This window comes from Candidatus Methylomirabilota bacterium, assembly GCA_035315345.1.
Lineage (GTDB): Bacteria > Methylomirabilota > Methylomirabilia > Rokubacteriales > CSP1-6 > CAMLFJ01.
The window spans coordinates 1-17,765 of sequence record DATFYA010000118.1; the positions used below are offsets into that span (position 1 = coordinate 1).

Annotated in this window: 18 protein-coding genes; 7 read left to right on the plus strand and 11 right to left on the minus strand. The window is 70.3% G+C overall.

The window, feature by feature from the left end; all coding sequences use genetic code 11:
• The 7 genes from VKN16_16360 to VKN16_16390 all read left to right on the plus strand — a co-directional run.
• Positions 1–311 (plus strand): NAD(P)-dependent oxidoreductase (locus VKN16_16360; protein ID HME95780.1); only part of this gene is annotated, 311 nt, incomplete at its 5' end.
• 19 nt (positions 312–330) lie between these two features.
• Entirely contained in the window at positions 331–1,170 is an 840-nt protein-coding gene (locus VKN16_16365) for an AAA family ATPase (protein HME95781.1), read from the plus strand.
• 44 nt (positions 1,171–1,214) lie between these two features.
• Complete coding sequence (locus VKN16_16370; GenBank protein HME95782.1) at positions 1,215–1,409, plus strand: hypothetical protein; 195 nt, start codon at positions 1,215–1,217, stop codon at positions 1,407–1,409.
• A 270-nt stretch (positions 1,410–1,679) separates the two neighbouring features.
• Positions 1,680–1,895, plus strand: a complete 216-nt coding sequence (locus VKN16_16375) for a hypothetical protein (GenBank protein HME95783.1) — start codon at positions 1,680–1,682, stop codon at positions 1,893–1,895.
• 11 nt (positions 1,896–1,906) lie between these two features.
• Positions 1,907–2,347: a polymer-forming cytoskeletal protein gene (locus tag VKN16_16380; protein ID HME95784.1), complete on the plus strand. Its 441-nt coding sequence runs from the start codon at positions 1,907–1,909 to the stop codon at positions 2,345–2,347.
• A complete protein-coding gene (locus tag VKN16_16385; protein HME95785.1) occupies positions 2,344–2,991 on the plus strand; it encodes a tetratricopeptide repeat protein in 648 nt (215 codons plus the stop codon). The genes VKN16_16380 and VKN16_16385 overlap by 4 nt, the downstream gene beginning before the upstream one ends.
• A 106-nt stretch (positions 2,992–3,097) precedes the next feature.
• The gene (locus VKN16_16390) at positions 3,098–3,424 is read left to right on the plus strand and encodes a hypothetical protein (GenBank protein HME95786.1); all 327 of its coding nucleotides are present in this window, start codon (positions 3,098–3,100) and stop codon (positions 3,422–3,424) included.
• Positions 3,425–3,461: 37 nt separating this feature from the next.
• On the opposite strand, the gene VKN16_16395 is transcribed toward VKN16_16390, so the two are convergent.
• The 11 genes from VKN16_16395 to guaA form a co-directional block, all read right to left on the minus strand.
• Positions 3,462–3,887, minus strand: coding sequence for a hotdog fold thioesterase (locus tag VKN16_16395; GenBank protein HME95787.1), 426 nt, complete (start codon positions 3,885–3,887; stop codon positions 3,462–3,464).
• Positions 3,888–3,892: 5 nt separating this feature from the next.
• On the minus strand, positions 3,893–4,561 hold the full coding sequence (locus tag VKN16_16400) for a hypothetical protein (GenBank protein HME95788.1): 669 nt from the start codon (positions 4,559–4,561) through the stop codon (positions 3,893–3,895).
• A 4-nt stretch (positions 4,562–4,565) separates the two neighbouring features.
• Positions 4,566–5,390 carry a Phenylacetic acid catabolic protein gene (locus VKN16_16405; GenBank protein ID HME95789.1) on the minus strand — a complete coding sequence of 275 codons (825 nt, stop codon included), beginning with the start codon at positions 5,388–5,390 and terminating at the stop codon, positions 4,566–4,568.
• A complete protein-coding gene (locus tag VKN16_16410; protein ID HME95790.1) occupies positions 5,387–6,703 on the minus strand; it encodes a phenylacetate--CoA ligase in 1,317 nt (438 codons plus the stop codon). The genes VKN16_16405 and VKN16_16410 overlap by 4 nt, the downstream gene beginning before the upstream one ends.
• A gap of 5 nt (positions 6,704–6,708) precedes the next feature.
• A complete protein-coding gene (locus VKN16_16415) occupies positions 6,709–6,981 on the minus strand; it encodes a hypothetical protein (GenBank protein HME95791.1) in 273 nt (90 codons plus the stop codon).
• On the minus strand, positions 6,981–8,129 hold the full coding sequence (locus tag VKN16_16420) for a glycosyltransferase (GenBank protein HME95792.1): 1,149 nt from the start codon (positions 8,127–8,129) through the stop codon (positions 6,981–6,983). The genes VKN16_16415 and VKN16_16420 overlap by 1 nt, the downstream gene beginning before the upstream one ends.
• Before the next feature lie 3 nt (positions 8,130–8,132).
• Positions 8,133–8,666 (minus strand): bifunctional nuclease family protein, encoded by a 534-nt coding sequence (locus tag VKN16_16425; GenBank protein ID HME95793.1) that lies wholly within the window; start codon positions 8,664–8,666, stop codon positions 8,133–8,135.
• Between the two features lie 12 nt (positions 8,667–8,678).
• Complete coding sequence (gene miaB / locus VKN16_16430; GenBank protein HME95794.1) at positions 8,679–10,046, minus strand: tRNA (N6-isopentenyl adenosine(37)-C2)-methylthiotransferase MiaB; 1,368 nt, start codon at positions 10,044–10,046, stop codon at positions 8,679–8,681.
• A 111-nt stretch (positions 10,047–10,157) separates the two neighbouring features.
• On the minus strand, positions 10,158–11,111 hold the full coding sequence (locus VKN16_16435; protein HME95795.1) for an acetyl-CoA carboxylase carboxyltransferase subunit alpha: 954 nt from the start codon (positions 11,109–11,111) through the stop codon (positions 10,158–10,160).
• Positions 11,095–15,894 (minus strand): DNA polymerase III subunit alpha, encoded by a 4,800-nt coding sequence (dnaE, locus tag VKN16_16440; GenBank protein ID HME95796.1) that lies wholly within the window; start codon positions 15,892–15,894, stop codon positions 11,095–11,097. Before dnaE ends, VKN16_16435 begins: the two co-directional genes overlap by 17 nt.
• A gap of 303 nt (positions 15,895–16,197) precedes the next feature.
• The gene (guaA, locus tag VKN16_16445) at positions 16,198–17,745 is read right to left on the minus strand and encodes a glutamine-hydrolyzing GMP synthase (GenBank protein ID HME95797.1); all 1,548 of its coding nucleotides are present in this window, start codon (positions 17,743–17,745) and stop codon (positions 16,198–16,200) included.
• Positions 17,746–17,765 lie beyond the last annotated feature (20 nt).

Here is a 17,765-nt window from a genome sequence, read left to right on the forward strand (position 1 = left end):
CGCGGGAGATGGGCATGATGCGGCCCTCCGCGGTGCTCATCAACACCTGCCGCGGCCCGGTGGTGGACGAGCCGGCCCTGCACACCGCGCTCACCACCGGGGTCATCGCGGCGGCCGGGCTCGACGTGATGGTCGAAGAGCCCCCGATCGCCAACCACCCGCTGTTCGCGCTCGAGAACGTGACGTTCACGCCGCACACCGCGGGCCCGACCTGGGACAACTGGTTCAAGGCCTTCCGCAACGCGTTCGACAACGTGCAGCGGGTGGCGCGCGGCGAGCGGCCGCTCTGGGTCATCCCGGAGCTGCGCTAGGCCGGGGAGTCCTGGCGGGGTGAAGCGGGCGGGCTCCCGCCGGACGGGCGCCGCGACGGGACTGTTCCTCACCGGTCTGCGTCGCGGCGGCCGGCCGCGAGAGCCCGATCGCTTTCCGCTCTCGCTGCCGATCTTCCGCTCGCTCGAGCGCCTCGACTTTCGGGCCCGCGTCACCTTCCTGGTCGGCGAGAACGGCTGCGGCAAGTCGACCCTGCTGGAAGGCCTGGCCGCCGGGACCGGCGCGGTGGCCGCGGGCGGACGCGATCTCGAGCGCGATCCCACCCTGGCCGCGGCGCGGGTGTTCGCGGGCGCCTTCCGCCTCCAGCGCGCACGTCATCCTCGCGTGACCTTGTTCCTGCGCGCGGAGGACGTGTTCGGCTTCACCCTGCGCGTCCGCGACCAGATGGACGGGCTGCGCGGCGTCGAGGACGAGCTGCGCGCCGCGCTCCCCGAAGGCTCCTGGGGTCAGCGGCTGGCGGTGGGCGCGGCGGCCAAGGAGCGGGCGGCGCTGGCGCGCCGGTACGGGCCCGATCCGGACGCGCGCTCCCACGGCGAGACGTTCCTGCACCTGCTGCAGCAGCGGCTGCAGCCGCGCGGCCTCTACTTCCTCGACGAGCCCGAGACGCCGCTGTCGCCCACGCGCGTGCTCGCGCTGCTCGCCATCCTGCGAGACCGCACCGCCCAGGACTGCCAGTTCGTCATCGCCACCCACTCGCCGATCCTCATGGCGCTCCCTCACGCGCAGCTGCTGCTGCTCGAGGGCGGCACCATCGCCCCGATCGCCTACGAGGACGTCGAGCACGTGCGCATCACGCGCGCGTTCCTCGACGATCCGAGCAACTTTTTGCGTCGGCTCTGACCCGTCGTTTGACTTGCACCCCGACCGCCACGACAATAGGGCCGATGAAGTGGCCCAGTTCGCGATCCGTGGCGTTCATCTGGCTGCTCGCCGCGCTCAGCCTGATCGGCTGGCTGATCGTGAACCTCGACACCGCGGGGTGGATCATCCTCACGCTCACGGTGGGGCTGATGGCGTTCGAGCTGACGCGGCGGGGCAACGGGCAGGGGGCGCCCCCGCCGGACGGGCCCACCGGCTAGACGACCGTCAGAAGTGCCCGCCCGGCAGCGGCTCGGCGGCGCGGCGCAGCGCCTCGCGAATCAGGGGCAGGAACAGCATCACGATGAAGACGAGCGTCGCCAGCCAGATTCCCACCTGAACCAGACGCGCCCGTCGAGCCGGTGGCGGCATATCGGCCGGAGCGTAGTCCCGGCGATCGCGCGCGTCAAGCCACCGAGGAGTTGCCTTCGCGTATCTCGATGGCTACACTACGCGACATGGTGTGGACAGTGGGAACGACCGCCGGGTGGATGCGCGCCGGTGCGAGCCTGGCCGCCACCCTCGCGCTCGTCACCCTGCCGATCGAGTTCAGCATCCACCTCGCCGAGTATCCGGTGGTCGCGCCGCCGCGCGTGGTCACCTTCCTCATCATCGGCTCCTGCATGCTGCTCGTCTTCTCCGGCCTCGGGCTCCGTCGTCTCGAGGCCGAGCGGGTGACGCGCGAGCAGCCCACGCTCGGCACCTAGAGCGGCCGGCGGTGGGCGCGCTGAGCCGCACCCTTCGCTACCTGGGCCTGGCCGGCGCCGATCCGGAGTCGCTGGCCGCCGATCTGGCCGCCCATCGCGACGCGCGCGGCGGGCCGGCCGCGATCGGCGAGCGCATCGCCTTCCGGGGCGAGGTATCCGGCGAGGGCGATTTCCACATCGCGGGCCGATTCGAGGGCGACATCAACGTGACCGGGCGCGTACTGGTGGGCGAGGGCGCCGACGTGGACGCCAACATCAACGCGCGCGCGATCGTGGTGGGCGGCACCGTGCGCGGCAACCTGTCGGCCTCGACGCGCGTGGAGATCCTGCCCACCGGCGTGCTCACCGGCACGCTGCGCACCGGCAGCTTCTCGGCCGCCGACGGCGCCGCGGTCAAGGGCGAGATCTGGATCGAGCGGCCCGGCGAGGCGGTGCCGGAGCGCCGGCCGTGACCGACCTCGCCGAGGTCCTGGGCTCGCGCGGAGCGCGGCTCGGCTTCAAGATCGCCGGCGTGGTGGTCGTGGTCGCGGTGCTGGTGCTCGCGGTCTGGCTCTGGATGCGCACCGAGGACGCCCGCGGCCAGGCCGCGCTCGCCGCCTCCGCGGACGTGGTGCAGCAGGCCGACGGGCCGCTGGCCACCGGCGACGCGCGCCAGAAAGCCGTCGCCGCGCTCCAGCAGGTGCTGGCACAGCACGGGCGCACATCGGCCGCGCCGGTGGCCGCCTATCAGCTCGGCAACCTGCAGTATCAGTCCGGCGACTACGCGGCCGCCCGCGGAGCCTACGAGCTGGCGCTGGCCAAGGGCGCCACGGGCAGCGTGCGCACGCTCGCGGCCTCCGGGGTCGGCTACACGTGGGAGGCGCAGAAGAACTACGCCAACGCGGTGACCGCCTACGAGGCGCTCGTCCGGCAGGAGAGCCCGCGACAGTTCTTCTTCGAAGAAGCCCTGATCGACCTGGCCCGGGCGCAGGCGCTGGCCGGCAAGCCCACCGACGCCGTCGCCACCTACGAGCGCCTGCTCAAGGAGGCCCCGGACACGCGGCGGGCGGCCGACGTCCGGGCGAGGATCGCCGACCTTCAGACGAAGCGCCCGTAGCCACCATCGCTCTCGGGAGCCAGGCATCGAGTCGCCGTAGCGTGCGTCCGGTTCAAGTCCGATAAGGGACATTATGTCAACTTCACCACGAAGCCCGCGACGCACCGTGCGCTATCTGGCCCTGATCTACCTGGCCCCCGGCCAGCGTGAGGGACTGCGCCGCTACGAGCGCAGTGTCCTCCCCGTCTTCAAGCGCCACGGCGGCGCGTTCGAGCGCATCTGGACCCCGGTCGGGCCCGACGCGGCGCCCGACGCCGAAGCGCCCGACGAGATCCATCTGCTGCGCTTCGATCGCGAGGACGGGCTCGAGGCCGCGCGGCGGGATCCGGAAATGCAGGCGCTGGCTGAGCTGCGCGCCCGCGTGGTACGCAAGGCGGTGCTGGTGCGCGTCGCCGACGTGCCGCTGGCGCGGTACTTCGCCGATCCCGTCTGAGCCGCGCGGCGGGCTGGATGCCCGGGCCGAAGGCGCGTCAGCGAGCGGGCTCGCGGATCCGGTGCGCCACGCAGTGCACGGTCGCGACCGTGGCCCCGTCGGCGGACACCGTGACGTCGTAGAACGCGGCCTGGCGGCCCTGCCGACGCTCGCGCGCCTCGGCGATCAGACGGGCGCCCGGCGGCGCGGCGGTCAGGAAGCTGATCGTCATCGAGAGGGCCACCCAGGTGCCGCCGCGCGAGTTACAGGCGGCGCCGAAGGCCACGTCGGCGAGCGAGAAGATCACGCCCCCGTGGGGCCGGCCGAGGTGATTCAGCATGGCGGGGCGCAGGGTGAGCGCGACGCGACACCGCCCCGGGGCGAGATCGAGGTACTCCACGCCCAGCTCCTGCGCCCACGGCGCGCGCTGGAGCGCGGCGTGGCGCTGCGTCGCTTCACCGTTGCATCGCCCCGGAGCGCCCACCGGCGCTACGGCAGGATCGTGGCGCCCACGGTGAGCGCGGTGTCCTGCGAGCTCCGCTCGGCACGGTAGGCCAGCAGCTGGCGCGTGACCGCGTGGAGGCTACCGGTGGCGCCGCCGATCTGCAGCCGCGCGCCATTCGGCACGATCACCTGGGTGGCGGCCTCCACGATCTCCACGCGGCCGTCGCCGGCGCCGGTGGCGTAGCTGATCACCGGGGTGAGCGTGAGGCGGATCTGGTTGCCGGGCAGGATCACCGGGCGCACCGCGAGCGCGGTGCCGACCCGCTGCCAGGCCACGCCCGGCGCCACGTAGCCGCGGCCGCTGGCGTAGTCGTAGTAGTACGCGACCTGCGCGGCGGGCACGTCCCGCGCCACGAGGATCGAGCCCTCCGCGCCGTCCTGGACCACCGTGAAGAGACCGGAGGACCGGCTGATCCGCGTGGTGGTCTCCTCCGCCGCGAGGCCGCCCCGGCTTCGCACGCGCGGATCACCCCCGCGCGATGACTCCACGATGACTCCGCCCTGCCCGCCCGCGGCCTGGCGGCTCGACTGGGCGTGCTGCTGGAACTCGAGCACGACCTTCACCTGCCGCGTGCCCTGCCCGCCCGCGGGTGACGCCGCGAGAACCAGGACCAGCAGCAGCGGCAGCCCGAGGCGCCGGCTCACGTGTCGCACCGGGCTATCCCGGGATCTGCGCCTCCTCCGGCAGCCGATCCCACTGCGGGATCCACTCGGGCAGCGTGAGACCGACCGCGCCCGCCTTCTCGGCGACCTCGCGGGCGAAGGTCTGGCGCACCTCGTCGTTGTCGCGCAGCTTGAGCCCGTACTTGCGGTAGAGCACGTTCTTGGCCGAGCCGGGGCGCCCGAAGATGTTCATGGTGCGGATGTACCACTTGTTCAGCGTGGCCTGGGCCTCGCCGCGGGTCTTGGGGTCCTCGGCGAGCCGCTTGACCCAGAACTCGCCGTGGCGGATGTGGAATTTCTCCTCCTTGAAGATGCCTTCGATGGCGCGCACCCACGGCCCGTAGGAGCAGGCCCGCACGTCCTCGAGCTGGTGCCCCGCTCCGCGGTCCATGCAGAAGTTGAAGAACACGAAGTCGGCCCAGGTGTCGATCGGGTAGTAGAAGATGTTCACCCGCTTGTCGGCGGTGATGCGGGCGGTGCCGATGTCGGCGTCGTCCTCGACGCGCATGGTGAAGGCCTCGTCGTGGGCGCGCACGTGGGCCTCGACGTCCACGCCCAGGTCCGCGAGCAGCCCGTACATGACGGTGGCGTGGCGCAGCTCGTCCTTCACGATCTGGGCGACCACGTGCTTCTCCTCGACGCCCGGGGCCTTGGTGATCCACGGCACGTAGCCGTAGCCGCCGGCCAGCTCGGAGTCGGCCTGCATGGTCATGAGGTGGACCAGGTTCTGGCGGTAGTCGTCGGTCATCTCCTCGGGGGACTCGATCCGCTCCCCCGCCTGGATGCGGACCAGCAGCTGGGCTTCGTTGCGCTCGGTCATGATGCTCTCCTTTCCACGACCCGCACCGCCTTGCCTTCGCTGCGCGGGATGGTCTTCGGGGCGACTACCGCGATCTCAGGATTCAGCCCGAGATGGCCACGCAGGCACGCGGCGACCCGCGCGGAGAGGGCGGTGACCTGGGCGGAGGCCGCCTCGAAGCCGCCCCACCCCTGCACCACCCGCTCCGCGGGCTCGACGTGCACGGCCAGCGTCGGGAACGCACCGCGCCGATCCACCAGCAGCTGGTAGTGCGGCGCGAGGTCCGGCACGGTGAGCAGCGCGGCCTCGAGCTGCGACGGGAACACGTTGACGCCCTTGATGATCAGCATATCGTCGGTGCGGCCCTTGATGCGCGCCATCCGCACGGTGGTGCGCCCGCAGCGGCACGGCTCGGGGTCGAGCCGGGTGACGTCGCCGGTGCGATAGCGGATCACCGGCAGGGCTTCCTTGGTGAGGGACGTCAGCACCAGCTCGCCCTCGCGTCCGACCGGCAGCGGGACCCCGCTGGCCGGGTCGACGATCTCGGGCAGGAAGTGATCCTCGTTGAGGTGCAGCCCGTCGCGCGCTTCGACGCATTCGCTGGCCACGCCGGGGCCGATGACCTCGCTGAGGCCGTAGAAGTCCACCGCCGGGCAGCCCCACAAGCTCTGGAGCCGAGCCCGCATCGCCTCCGTCCACGGCTCGGCCCCGAAGAGCCCGTAGCGCAGGCCGAGCGCCGCCGGATCGCCCCCCTGCTCGCGCAGGCTCTCGCCGATGTGGAGGGCGAACGACGGCGTGCAGGCCAGGCCGTGGGGCCGGAAATCCTGGAGCAGCAGGATCTGGCGCAGGGTGTTGCCCGACGAGACCGGCACCACCGTGAGGCCCATGTGCTCGGCGCCATCGTGGAAGCCGAGGCCGCCCGTGAACAGCCCGTAGCCATACGCGATCTGGATCAGCTGCCCGGGCTCGGCGCCCGCCCCGGCCAGGGAGCGGGCCATGACGTCCCGCCAGATGCGGAGGTCGTTCCGGGTGTAACCGACCACCGTGGGCTTGCCGCGTGTGCCCGAGGAGGCGTGGATGCGGATCACCTCCTCGCGGGGCACCGCGAACAGCCCGAACGGGTAGTGCTGCCGCAGGTCCTCCTTCGCCGTGAACGGCAGCGTCTCCAGCCGATCCAGATCCACCGCCTCGTCCTTCACGCCGGCGGCGGCCAGCGCGTCACGATAGAAGGGCACGCGCTCACGGGCCCATGCCACCGAGGCGCGCAGCCGGCTGCCCTGCAGCGCCCGCGTCCGGGCTCGCGACGCCGTCTCCGCCTCGCGATTCCAGATCACGGCCTTCAGCTCACCGCGACGCGGCGCACGAGCCAGCTCTGCCGCTCCAGGAAGCGCGCGATGGTCTCGAGCGTGCGGGGGTCGGCGGCCGGGTCGAGGCTGATGCGGTCGGGCAGGATGTAGCGGACCTCCGGATACGAGACCAGCACGCGCAGCAGCGTGCGTACGCGCGAGTCCCAGGCCAGGAGGCCCTGGTGGCCGGGCCCCGCGGTGTACGGGTCCCACTCGCTCTGCAGTCCGAGTCGCAGGGTGCGGCTGGTCGCCACCGGCATCGGCATCAGCCCCGGCTCGCGAGCAGGGCCTCGTAGTGGCCGACCATGGCCTGGACCTGGCGCGTCGCCGAGAAGCGCGCCTCGGCGAGCCGGCGCGCGGCGTGTCCCATGGCGTGGCGCCGCTCCGGGTCGAGCAGCAGGCCGATGGCCGCGTCGGCCATGTCGCCGGTCTCGCCCTTGGTCAGCACGCCGGTCTCGCCGTCGGTCACCACCTCGTCCACGCCCGAGGCGCGCACCGCCACCGCGGGCAGCGCGCACGCGTGCGCCTCCGCCAGCACCAGGCCCTGCGTCTCGGTCTCCGACGCAAAGAGGAAGAGATCGGCGGCGCGGTAGTAGTCCGGCAGGGCGTCGCGGCCGAGCCCCCCGTGGAAGACGATGCGCCGCGCCGCCCCGCCCGCGGCGGCCCGCCGCTCCAGCGCGTGACCGTGGCTCCCCTTGCCGACCAGGTGCAGCGAGGCGCCCGACACCGCGCCCGCCACCGACTCGAACGCGTCGAGGACGCGCTCGAGGCTCTTCTCGCGGTCGAGCCGTCCGGTGTAGAGGCACATCAGCCCTTCGGTGGGCAAGCCGAGGCGGCGGCGCGCGCGCTCGCGGCTGCCCGGGCTGAAGAGTCCCAGGTCCACGCCGGTGGGGATCACGCGAATCGGAGCCCGCACGCCGCGCTCGCGCAGCGTCTCGGCGACGTGATCCGACGGCGCCACCACGAGGTCCGCCGAGTTTGCGAAGCGGCACGCCAGGCGCACCGCGAGGCCGCGCACCAGGCGCTGCGGCAGCGGGACGTAGTGGGCGTACTTCTCGTAGCGCGTGTGGTAGGTGAAGACGAGCGGGCGCCGCAGGCGGCGGGCCACACGGCGCCCGGTCACCCCGAGCAGGAACGGATGGTGGACGTGGACGACGTCGAGCTCGAGCCGGCGCGCGAGTCGCCCCAGCCGTCGCGAGACCGGCACCGCCAGGGAGAAGCCGGGATAGGTGGGCGCGGGAATCGACGGATAGCGGAAGACGAACGACGGATCGTGGTGCGGCTGCTGGGCGGCGGGCGCGAAGACCCAGGCGCGGTGGCCGAGGGCCTCAAGCCCCAGCCGCAGGGTCTCGACCGCGGTCGTGACCCCGCCGCGGAATGGCAGGTAGTTGTTGGTGAACAGCCCGACCCGCATCCACTATTCGTCCGGGCTCTTCGGGTCCTTGCCCCGCTCGATGCGGTCGAAGTCACCGGGCTTGAGCGACTCGAGCCACTCCTTGATCTTGGCCTGGTCGTCGCCCTTGCCGCTGCCGATCGAGGTCTCCTTGGCCACCTCCACCGAGCGGGCCTTCTGCACGACGTCTTCCTCCACGAAGATCGGCGCCCCCACCCGCAGGGCCAGCGCGATGGCGTCGGAGGGACGCGAATCCACCGTGAGCTCGCTGCCGCCCATCTGCAGGTGGATCACCGCGTAGAAGGTGTTGTCGCGAAGATCGTTGACCACGACCTTCTGCACCCGCGCCTCGACCGTCTCCAGGATGTTCTTGATGAGGTCGTGCGTCATCGGCCGCGGCGTGGGGATCTTCTCCAGCTCGAGCGCGATGGCGTTGGCCTCGAAGAGCCCGACCCAGATGGGCAGCGAGCGCTTCTCCTCCTCGTCGCGCAGGATGATCATCGGCATGTTGGAGAGCGGGTCCAGCGCCAGCCCCTTCACCTTCATCTCCAGGAACATGGTGCGCCTCCTCTAGGCCTGCAGCGCGGGAACGGTCTGGTCCTCGGCGCAGCTCGCGCCGGCGCGATCCTCGACCAGCTCGCCCCGCAGGCTGTGCGGCAAGGCGCGGGCGATGCGCACCGCCACCACCTGCCCCAGCAGATCGCGGCCGGCCGCGTCGAAGTTCACGACCCGATTGCAGCGCGTGCGCCCCGCCACCTCGTCGGCGTTCTTGCGCGAGACGCCGTCCACCAGCACCGGCAGCGTCCGCCCCTCGAGGCGCTGGCTGCGCGCGGCGGCCACCCGCCCGGCCGCCTCCAGGACCAGGCGGTTGCGCTCGGCCTTCACCTCGTCCGGCACCTGGTCGACCATCTCCGCGGCGGCGGTGCCGGGGCGGCGTGAGTAGCGGAACGCGAAGACGTTGTCGTAGGCCACCCGCTCGACCATGTCCACCGTCTGCGCGAAGTCCTCGTCGGTCTCTCCGGGGAAGCCCACGATGAGATCGGTGGAGAGCGCGAGATCCGGCACCGTCTCGTGCAATTCGGCGATCAGCTCCAGGTATCGGGCGCACGTGTAGCCACGATTCATGCGCTCGAGCACCCGGTCGGAGCCGGACTGCAGCGGGAGGTGGAGATACTCGCACACCTTCGGAACGTCGCGGATGGCCCGGATGAGGCGGGAGGTCAGGTTGTAGGGGTTCGAGGTCGTGAAGCGGATGCGCTCGATGCCGTCGACGTCGTTGACCCGCTCGAGCAGGACGGCCAGGTCCGTGGGCGGGCTCAGATCGCGACCGTAGGCGTTGACGGTCTGCCCGAGCAGCGTCACTTCCCGGCAGCCCGCCGCGGCCAGACCGCGGATCTCCTCGACGATGACTTCGGGGGCATGGCTGCGCTCGCGCCCGCGCGTGGTCGGCACCACACAGAACGTGCAGTATTTCTCGCAGCCTTCCATCACGGTGACGAAGGCCTTGAGTCGCTGGCCGCCGTCGGGACGCGCGGTGATCTTGACGAGCGCGCCCTCCCCGGTCTCGAGCACCGGCCCCCGCCCCTGCCGGGCGCGCGTCACCAGCTCGCCGACCCGCGCAATGGCGGGTGAGCCGAAGACCAGATCCACGTACGGCGCGCGCTCCTGGATGCGGCCCTTCTGCAGCTGGGCCATGCAGCCCATCACGCCGATGACGAGGTCGGGGCGCTGCCGTTTCAGATGCTTGAGGGCGCCCAGCTGAGAGAACACCTTGTCTTCCGCCTTCTCGCGGATCGAGCAGGTGTTGAGCAGGATCAGGTCGGCCTCCTCCGGCCGGTCGGTCAGCTCGTAGCGCTCCTGCTTGAGCAGGCCGGCGACTCGCTCGGAGTCGTACTCGTTCATCTGACAGCCATAGGTGATCAGGTGGAGCTTGGACATCAGCGCAAGAGCGACCCTGAAGGAGAATTCAGCATAAATGGTCGGGACTTACGGTAGCACCCGCCCCTGGGCATGTCAAACCGAGGAGCGATGCGGATGCCGTGTTTGGGGTCAGACCGTCTCCTCGAAGACGCCGATCCGCCGGAACTTTTCCTGGCGCTCCTCGATCAGCTCGGTCTCCGACCTCGACCTGAGCTGCCAGAGGTGGTCGCGGAGGACCGCGCGGAGGCTGGCCGCCGTCGCCTCCCAGTTGCGATGCGCCCCGCCGACCGGTTCGGGCACGATGGCGTCGATGACGCCCAGCTTGAGCAGATCCGGCGAGGTCACGCGCATGATCTCGGCGGCCTCCGGGGCCTTGGCCCCGTCGCCCCAGAGGATGGCCGCGCAGCCTTCCGGCGAGATCACCGAATAGATCGCGTACTCGAGCATCAGCACCCGATTGCCGACGCCGATGGCGAGCGCGCCGCCGCTGCCGCCCTCGCCGGTGACCACGCAGATCACCGCGCTGGTCAGACCCGCCATCTCGCGCAGGTTGCGCGCGATGGCTTCGGCCTGGCCGCGCTCCTCGGCGCCGAGCCCCGGATAGGCGCCGGGCGTGTCGATGAACGTGATGATCGGCTTGCCGAACTTGCTGGCCAGCTGCATCAGGCGCAGCGCCTTGCGGTAGCCCTCCGGATGCGGCATCCCGAAGTTGCGGGCGATGTTCTCGCGGGTGTCGCGGCCCTTCTGGTGGCCGATCACCACCACCGGCTCGCCCTCGAAGGTGGCGAGGCCGCCCACGATCGCCTTGTCGTCGCCGAAGACGCGGTCGCCGTGCAGCTCGATCCAGTCCTCCATGAGCAGGTTGATGAGGTCGAGGGTGTGGGGGCGCTTGGGGTGGCGCGCGATCTGGGTGCGCTGCCACGCGGTCAGGCCGGAGTAGACGCGCTGCTGCTGCCGGGCGAGGCGCTCCTCGAGCTTCGCGATCTCGTCGCGCGCGGCGAGCGGATCGCCGGATTCGCGCAGCTCGACGATGCGATTCTCCAGCTCGAGGAGCGGCTTCTCGAACTCAAGCTCGTCCGGCATACTCCACGAGTATACTGCCCGGCCCGAGCAGGCCTTCCACTTTGCTCACCAGATCGGGCTCGGGATTCACGCCCAGCTCCTTCACGCGCACCACGACCTCCTGCTCGGGCAGCAGCACGTGCAGGAACAGGGGCGTGCGTCCCTCGTGCTCGCGGCACGCGGCCTTGATCGCGGCGAGCCGGGTCGGGAGTGACTCGGCGGCCGCGCTCACCCGGATCCGACAGGCGTGCGCGTCGACGTGACCGTTGCCATGGCCGCTGGGGTGGCCGTGGCCCGCGCCGTTCCCATGACCGTCGCCGTTCAGGCTTCCGTTACCCACCGCATCCTCCAGGGGCTTGATCTCCTCGGCCAGCACCACGCGGCCCTTGTCGCTGTCATCGGCGCGGCCCTTGACGATGACCGGCCCCTTGTGGCGCAACGCTCCCGCGCAGGCCCGGTAGGGCTCCGGGAAGATGGTCAGGGGCACGCTGCCGTCCACCAGCTCGAGCGTGGCGAAGGCCATGCGGTTGCCGCTCTTGGTGGAGTTCTCGGTGAAGGCGCTCACCTGCCCGAGCAGCAGGACGCGCGCGCCGGTCGAGCGGGCGGCCAGATCGGCCGCGCCGAGCGCGCCGATGCGGCGCGACACCTCCCGGTACTGCTCGAGCGGGTGACCGGACAGATAGAAGCCCAGCACCTCGCGCTCGAAGGCCAGCATCTCCTCCGCCGGCCACTCGGGCACCCGCGCGGCCGGCGGCGGCACCGGCGCGCTCGGCCCCGGCCCGCCGCCCGGCGCGTCGAAGAGCGAGACCTGCCCCTCCTCGCGGTCGCGCTGGCGGCGCTGGCCGCCGTCCATCGCCTGATCGAGCGAGGCGAGCAGGCCGGCCCGCGTGCTCCGCAGCGAATCGAAGGCGCCCGCCTTGATGAGACACTCGACCACGCGCCGGTTGACCAGCCGCAGATCGACGCGGGCGCAGAAGTCGTCGAGCGAGGTGAACGCGCCGTCGGCCTCCCGCACCTTCACGATCGAGTCGATCGCGGTGGCGCCCACGTTCTTGATCGCGGCCAGCCCGAAGTGGATCGCGTCGCCCGCTACCGTGAACTGGGCGCGGGAGACGTTGACGTCGGGCGGCTCCACCCGCAGGCCCATCGCCCGCGTCTCCTCGACGTACTGGACGATCTTGTCGGTCTTGTCCATTTCGGAGGTCAGCAGCGCGGCCATGAACTCGGTCGGGTAGTTCGCCTTGAGGTAGGCGGTCTGGTACGCGACCACGCCGTAGCAGGCGGCGTGGGAGTTGTGCACCGCGATGCCATTGGCGATGAAGCTGGCTGCGCCTGGCACCTCGAAATCGTACGTGGCCTCTTCGCCCGCGAGGGTGAAGCCGCGTGGCCGTGACCATCCCATCGGGGACTCGGCCAGCGCGTAGAGCGTGGGCGAATCGAGCCGCTCCGCCAGGTATCTGACCGTGTCGCGGCGGATGCCTCGCTTCCGGTCATCCGAGAACAGCAGCCTATACGAGATACCAAGAGCCCGGCAGCCAGCCCGGAGGCTCTGATAAGACTTGGTGATAGCCTCTCGGATGGGTGTCAGCGCCAGCGGTACGGGAATGACGTCCACCGTCCCGCGTGCGAGTAGGCCCGACCCGGTTGCCGCGTGCCCAGCCAGCGCGCTCAGGTCGGCGCACTTGCGACCCACCAGATACGGGCCGACGATCAGATCGAACCACCCGAACGCCACCCGTCCACCGAGTAGATTGACCGTGTAGCCCCGTCGCTGGGCCCCGCGGTAGGCGAACTGCTTGCGATGGATCGTCGACGAGAGTCCCAGCTTCAGGAGCAGGCGCTGCACATCCTCAGCCAGGCCCGGAGACGAAGTGGCATAGAAGACGGAACGGGTGGCGGGATGGACGCACCCGTCGCCCTGGAACAGCTTCGCGACGAGGACCGCGACGGCGCGGAGGTTCCAGCCATCGACCAGGACGGGTACGCGCTTGTAGAGGGCCCCCTTACCTCGCAGCCCGCACTCCTCGAAGAGGAATCGCACGGCTTCCGATGGCCGCGCGCGATCCTTCCGGATCGGACGGACCGAAGGCACCCTCGGCTCCGGGCGACGCTCGATCCGGGGTACGGTGTTCTCGAAAGCCGCCAGCGTGCTTGCCATGTCCTCAATCTCTGGCTCGGATCCGGAATAGAGGTAGAAGTGGCCTCCGTAGTTGAGCGACCCTTCCGAAAGGGCATATCCGAGGAGCGCGGGAAGATGGTCCTCAATCTCCCGTGAACCGACCGGAAGCTCGCGCGCGACCGCGACGAAATCGTCCCCGGTCAGATCTTCGGTATTCACCCAGCCTCGCTGGGTGAAGATCGGATGGTCGGGCGTGCAGCGGACCTCCATGCCATTGGCCAGCCGGAGTCGCCCGACCCGCCGGACGCCGCTGGACCGGACCGCTCGAGCCCGATAGGGCCCGTCCTTGGTGAGCACCAGGTCGCCGGCCTGAATCTCGGTGATCGGCTTCCGACTGCCGTCGGCCATCTCGATCCGGGTGTCCGCGGTCAGGCACTTGTTGAAGCCGTAGCCCGCGAACTTCTCGATGAGGTCCCAGATCCGCTCGGCCTTCCGCGTGTCGATCTTGTTGGCCTTGCAGCCCGCGACGAACTTCTCGCGCTGCTGGGCCATCAGCTCGCGGTCCTTCTTGCCCATCGCCTTGCGGAGCGTGTCGGCCTCGCCGAGGGAGAAGCCGGCCAGGTCGGCGGCCAGCCGCATGACCTGCTCCTGGTAGACCATGATCCCGTAGGTCTCCTGGAGGTGCCGCTCCATGAGCGGGTGCTCGTAGGCGATGGCCGCACGGCCGTGCTTGCGGTTGACGAAGTCGTCGATGAGGTCCATCGGGCCCGGCCGGTACAGGGCCACCATCGCGATGATGTCCTCGATGCGCTGGGGCTTGAGCCGCTTGAGCGCATCCCGCATGCCCCCCGACTCCAGCTGGAACACCCCGAAGGTCCGCGCCTCGGTCAGGAGCTGGTACGTCTTGGCGTCGTCGAGCGGCAGGGCGTCGGCGTCGAGCGCGATCCCGCGCGACTCCTTCACCAGCCGGAGCGCGTCGGTGATCACGGTCAGGGTCTTCAACCCGAGGAAGTCCATCTTGAGCAGGCCGAGCTTCTCGATGGGGCCCATCGCGTAGCCGGTGATCAGCTCGGGCCGCTTCGGGTCCTTGTAGAGCGGCACGCGCTCCATCAGGGGCTCGTCCGAGATGACCACCGCGGAGGCGTGCACCGAGGCGTGGCGCGTGCAGCCCTCGAGCGCGCGGGCCACCCCCCACATCTCCCCCACGCGCTGGTCTCGCTTGACCTGCTCGGCGAGCGGCGGGGCCTTCTCGAGCGCCTCGTCGAGGGAGATGTTGAGCGGGAAGCCGGGCACCAGCTTGGCGATCCGGTCGGCCTCCCCGTAGGAGAAGCCGAGCACGCGGGCCACGTCGCGGATGACCGCCTTGGCCCCCATGGTGCCGAAGGTGATGATGTGGGCCACCCGGTCCGCCCCGTAGCGATCCACCACGTAGCGGATGACCTCGTCGCGACGGTCGTCCGCGAAGTCGATGTCCATGTCCGGCATCGAGATCCGCTCCGGGTTCAGGAATCGCTCGAAGATGAGCCCGTAGCGGATGGGATCGACGTTGGTGATGCCGAGGCAGTAGGCCACCAGCGAGCCCGCCGAGGAGCCGCGTCCGGGGCCCACCGCGATGCCCTGCTTCCGGGCGTGGGCGATGAAGTCCCACACCACGAGGAAGTAGCCCGAGAAGCCCATCTTGGAGACCACCCCCAGCTCGTAGCGCAGGCGCTCGACGATGGCGTCGGCGGGCTGCGATCCATAGCGGCGGGCGAGGCCCTCGAAGGCCAGGTGCTCGAGATAGGAGTCCAGCGTGTAGCCGTCCGGCACCTGGTAGTTCGGCAGGTGGAACTGGCCGAACTGCAGATCCACGTTGCAGCGCTCGGCGACGGCGAGCGTGTTGCGGTAGGCCTCGGGCAGGTCCTTGAAGACGGCCTTCATCTCCTCGGCCGACTTCACGTAGAACTCGTTGCTGGAGAACTTCCAGCGATTGGGATCGCCCATCGTCGTGCCGGTCTGGATGCAGAGCAGCGCCTCGTGGGCGCGCGAGTGTTCGGCCTCGAGATAGTGCGAGTCGTTGGTGCCGCAGAGCGGAGCGCCGATGGCGCGCGCGATCTTGATGGTGCCCTCGGTCACCGACACCTGCTGCTCCAGGCCGTGCGACTGCACTTCCATGAAGTAGTGGTCCTTGCCGAACACCTCCTGGTACCAGCCGGCCGTCTGCTGCGCTTTCTCCGCGTCGCCCGCCGAGAGCATCCGGCTCACCTCGGAGTTGAGACAGCCCGAGAGCACGAGCAGCCCGTCGGCGTGCTGGGCCAGCAGCTCGCGGTCGACCCGTGGCTTGTAGTAGTAGCCCTCGAGGTAGGCCTTGGAGACGAGCTTCATGAGGTTGGCGTAGCCCGCCGCGGTGCGGGCCAGCACCGTGCAGTGGCTCGCCCCTTCGTAGCCGCCATCCTGGCTCGATCGCTCGAAGCGGCTGCCCGGCGCCACGTACAGCTCGCAGCCCAGGATCGGCTTCACCCCCGACTTGCTGCACGCGGTGTAGAAGTCGACCGCCCCGAAGAGATTGCCGTGATCGGTCAGCGCCAGCGCCGGGAACTTCAGCGCCTTGGCCCGCTCCACCAGCTTTTCGAGGCGGGCCGCCCCGTCCAGCAGGCTGTATTCCGAGTGCACGTGCAGATGGACGAAGTCGGCGTGCTGTTTCATTCTTAGTCCTTAGCGGTGGAAGAGGTCGCGTTGCGGTAGGGCCTCTTCGCGCCCTACGGCGCTCATCGGGGCGTCGGGGTCACGCATGTCGCGCCCTGCGGCGCTCATCGGGGCGTCGGGGTCACGCATGTCACGCCCGGCGGCGCTCATCGGGGCGTCGGGGTCACGTGGATCCAGTTGCCCGCCGGGACCGCGAGAGGGGAACGCGTTGTCAGGACACGTGCGAGGCAGTTCGGATGAGCGCTTGCACAAAGGAGCCCAACTGCCAAACCGGAGTCTTCCACATTCAGGCGCTCTGAAGAATCATTCCCACTCGATGGTGCTGGGAGGCTTGGAGGAGATGTCGTAGACGACGCGGTTGACGCCCTGGACCTCGTTGATGATGCGGTTCGAGATCCGGCCGAGCAGGTCGTAGGGCAGGCGCGCCCAGTCTGCGGTCATGGCGTCCTGGCTCGTCACCGCCCGCAGGGCGATGACCTGGGCGTAGGTGCGGAAGTCGCCCATCACGCCCACGGTCCGGACCGGCAGCAGCACCGCGAAGGCCTGCCAGACCTGGCGCTCGAGCCCGGCCTGGCGCACTTCATCCTGCACGATGGCGTCGGCCTCGCGCAGGAGCGCGAGGCGCTCCTCGGTCACCTCGCCGAGGACGCGGATGGCCAGGCCGGGGCCGGGGAACGGCTGCCGCCAGATGATCTCGGCCGGCAGGCCCAGGACCGCGCCTAGCTCGCGCACCTCGTCCTTGAATAGCTCTCGGAGGGGCTCGACGAGCTTGAAGCGCATGTTCGATGGCAGGCCGCCCACGTTGTGGTGGGTCTTGATGGTGGCCGACGGCCCCTTGAAGGAAACCGACTCGATGACGTCCGGGTAGAGCGTGCCCTGGGCCAGCCACGGGATGTGGCCCAGCTTCCGGGCCTCGTCCTCGAACACCGCGATGAACTCCGCCCCGATGGTCTTCCGCTTGACCTCCGGGTCCGTCACTCCGTCGAGTCGATCGATGAATCGCTTGCTTGCATCGACATGGATCAGTTTCATCTTGAATGTATCCCGGAACGTGCGGACGACACCCTCGACCTCACCCTTCCTGAGCAGGCCGTTGTCGACGAACAGGCACGTGAGCTGGTCGCCGACCGCCCGATGGATCAGCGCGGCGACCACCGACGAGTCGACGCCGCCCGACAGGGCGCACAGGACCGCGTCCTTCCCGACCTGCCGTCGGATACCCTCGACCGCCGACTCCACGAACGACGGCATGGACCAGTCGCCGGTGGCGCCCGCGGCGTCGAGGAAGTTCTTCAGCACCGTCTTGCCCTGAGGCGTGTGGGCCACCTCGGGATGGAACTGCACCGCGAAGAGCCGGCGGGCCGGATCGGCCATCGCGGCCACCGGGCAGTTGTCGGTGGCGGCCAGGCTTTTGAACCCGGGCGGCGGCTTCAGCACCGTGTCGCCGTGGCTCATCCACACCGTCACGAGTCCATCGGCTTCGGGCTCCACGCCGCCCAGCAATCCGGCGCGACTCAGCAGCCGCAGGTGGGCCTTGCCGTACTCCCGGCGCTCGGCCGGCACGACGTGGCCGCCCATGAGATATCCCATCGCCTGCATGCCGTAGCAGATGCCGAGCGTGGGGATCCCGGACTCCAGCAGGCGCTTGTCCGGCAGCGGGGCGTCGTCCTCGTAGACGCTGGACGGCCCACCGGAGAGGACGAGCCCGGTGTAGCTTCCGGCGAGCACTCGCTCGACCGGCTCGGTGCACGGCAGGATCTCGGAGTAGACGCCCAGCTCCCGAATGCGGCGTGCGATCAGCTGGGTGTACTGGCCGCCGAAGTCGAGGATCGCGATCTTCTGAGTCGTCACGGAGCCGGCTTTCTGAGTCG